We start from the raw sequence: 2420 nt of genomic DNA, 5'->3' as shown, positions 1-2420 counted from the left end.
GATCAAGGCATGGCCCAACGCCTGATGGAGCATTACCGGAAGGGTGATTCAATCTTGATGCTATATCGAAAAAGCAGCGATAAGCTATTGATTGAGCAGCATATTCAGTCTGTTGTTAATGTTGATTCTAGTTTGCCGTATGAAAGCCGCCGGCTGAAACAGTTGACCTATCACAGCGCCAAAGGCTTACAGGCCGACGCGGTGTTTTTGCTGGGTGATTGTCAGCATCTGACCAGTTCCCCCTACAAAAACCAGGTTTACCGTATGGCGGGACTTGGCAAGGCCGGTGACAGTGAGCCGTATGACAGCGCACAAAAAGACGAAATCCTGCGACTGGCTTACGTCGGCATCACCCGGGCAGTGAGTCATTGCTACTGGTATGTCGAGGGGCAGGACACGGCTGCGAACATGCCTAAGGCGTCAGACCGGATCGGTAACGGCAAAGCGTTTTTTGCCGATCATCGTGCCAATCAGAAACTGGCGGGAGCCTGAGTCGTTACCCAATAAAAAGCCCACATGACGTGGGCTTTTATGGTCTGTTTGGCCTTCAGGCATAGTTTTTGAGGGCCACAGGTGGAATGAATGCCTCAAGTTCATCTTCGACGGCTTCAATGATTCGCTCGACATCCGCAGCGTTCATGACGGTTGCGCAAGGAATACCGGCAATGGCGATCATGGTCTCGCCACTCGCTCGATCAAACAGCCGGGCAATCATGCTGCCCGGCGCGTCCATGCTCGCCTCAAATCCCATGGGATGAAAATGCCAGCGCATCAGCTGGCAGGCGTTTGGAAACGTAACTTTGCTGAATGACCCTTTATTCATATGTAGCCCGCCTTCTTCATCGAGCGCTTCCTTTAGCTCATGTTAGGAGGGGAAGAGCCTTCAATGGCTCAACCGGTGACTGCCTTTAAAAGTAGCACCCGGATGTGAAAGCCATGTGATTTTTTTCGGCCGTTGGGCGGTTCGTCGAGTTTATTTGATGACGGTCACCTGACCATTTTTTCAGCCATTGAACCCCGTGCAGAATTTCGGCAAGCTCGGCGTTTTCGCGTCGAGACCTTTATGCACGCCGATGATGATGGGCCGCAGCAAACCCGGGCCACGGGCGAGACGGTCATGCGTTACCACTTGTGCTGGAAACACCGCGACCTGGACGGCGTCATGGCGCTTTATCACCCGGACATCCAGTACCACGATTTTTTCCAGAACCGGGTGATGGGGCTCGACGAATTGCGCGAGTACGTGCGCGTGAGCATGCCTCGCAATCTGGATGAAGCGCTGGAGCATTCCGACCGGATTCGCCTGGACGGCAACACCGCATTTATTCAATACCGGATGACCTTGCGTGGCGGTGAGGGGCTGGCGTCCTTTTGCACCAGCGAGGCGATCACAGTCCGTGACGGATTGATCTGGCGGGTCAACGAATACGCCACGCTGGTCCACGAGCAGTCGTCCAGAACAGCGACCCAAACATTGCGTCCGGCCGTCAGTCGACTCGGTCTGTCCCCGCGTCAGTTGAGTTTCATGGCCGATGACTTGCAGCAGTATTTCTCGGGTCAACAACCCTATCTGGACCCCGAACTCGACCTGCAACGGGTGGCGAAGGAGTGTGGTTACAGTCGCAACCAGATTTCCTACCTGTTGAATCAAGTGTTGGGCCAGAGTTTCTATCGCTACGTTAACCAGGCGCGCCTGCAGCATTTGCTCGGCACGCTGGACACTGCCATGCCGCCGGTACGCATCGATGAACTGGCGTTTGCCGCCGGCTTCAATTCGTTGTCGGCGTTTTACACTTGTTTTCGCCAGCACACCGGCCTGACGCCCAAGGCGTACGCCAAACAGATTTCCTTGCGTGCCCGCGCGCAAGACAGCCCCTGAGCCCACGCACTAGGATTGACGCCATCGAAGTTCAAGTGGCGGAGTCTTGCATGTCGGCGTGGCGCACTATCAGTTTATGGATGGATCAACTCGACGAGCCGTTATCGGCACGCCCGGCGCTGGAACACGATCTGGACGTCGACGTGGCAATCATTGGCGCGGGGTATACCGGACTCTGGACCGCGTATTATCTCAAGCGTCTGGCGCCGGGCCTGGACATCGCCATTGTTGAAGCGCAAACCGCCGGTTTTGGCGCCTCGGGCCGTAATGGCGGCTGGTTGATGGGTAACCTGTTGGGTGAAGACCGCCTGCTCGCCGGGTTGTCCCTGGAGCAACGCCGCGCCTCATTCGACTTGTTGCATAGCATTCCTGATGAAGTAGAAGTCGTTCTGGAGCGTGAAGGCATTGCCTGCGATTACCGCAAAGGCGGGGTGCTTTACTGCGCCGCACGCTACCCCGAGCAGGAAGCCAGCCTGCGTCACTATCTGGATGACCTCTACCGCCAGGGCCTGACCGAAAGTGATTACCGCTGGCTCAGCCC

At 56.1% G+C, this 2420-nt stretch carries 4 protein-coding genes; 3 read left to right on the top strand and 1 reads right to left on the bottom strand.

Annotated features, from left to right (window positions below; translation table 11 throughout):
* Window positions 1–492: 3'-5' exonuclease (locus AC1DSG_RS30275; protein WP_477794156.1), on the top strand; the 492-nt coding region annotated here is incomplete at its 5' end.
* A gap of 55 nt (window positions 493–547) precedes the next feature.
* Here the strand turns inward: AC1DSG_RS30275 and AC1DSG_RS30270 are convergent.
* The gene (locus tag AC1DSG_RS30270; RefSeq protein ID WP_477794155.1) at window positions 548–823 is read right to left on the bottom strand and encodes a DUF1652 domain-containing protein; all 276 of its coding nucleotides are present in this window, start codon (window positions 821–823) and stop codon (window positions 548–550) included.
* A 240-nt stretch (window positions 824–1063) separates the two neighbouring features.
* Between AC1DSG_RS30270 and AC1DSG_RS30265 the strand changes: the two genes are divergently transcribed.
* Together AC1DSG_RS30265 and AC1DSG_RS30260 are read left to right on the top strand one after the other, a co-directional pair.
* Window positions 1064–1879 carry a helix-turn-helix domain-containing protein gene (locus tag AC1DSG_RS30265; RefSeq protein WP_477794154.1) on the top strand — a complete coding sequence of 272 codons (816 nt, stop codon included), beginning with the start codon at window positions 1064–1066 and terminating at the stop codon, window positions 1877–1879.
* A 50-nt stretch (window positions 1880–1929) separates the two neighbouring features.
* Window positions 1930–2420 (top strand): NAD(P)/FAD-dependent oxidoreductase (locus AC1DSG_RS30260; protein WP_477794153.1); only part of this gene is annotated, 491 nt, incomplete at its 3' end.

It is taken from the genome of Pseudomonas sp. P5_A12, from assembly GCF_056400685.1.
Note: the sequence above shows the minus strand (reverse complement) of the source record. Positions and strands in the feature narration are given on the sequence as shown.

What these genes read in the sequence shown, in the direction of transcription:
- AC1DSG_RS30270 (WP_477794155.1), bottom strand. Translation starts at nt 823, where the DNA reads ATGAATAAAGGGTCATTCAGCAAAGTTACGTTTCCAAACGCCTGCCAG.
- AC1DSG_RS30265 (WP_477794154.1), top strand. Translation starts at nt 1,064, where the DNA reads ATGCACGCCGATGATGATGGGCCGCAGCAAACCCGGGCCACGGGCGAG.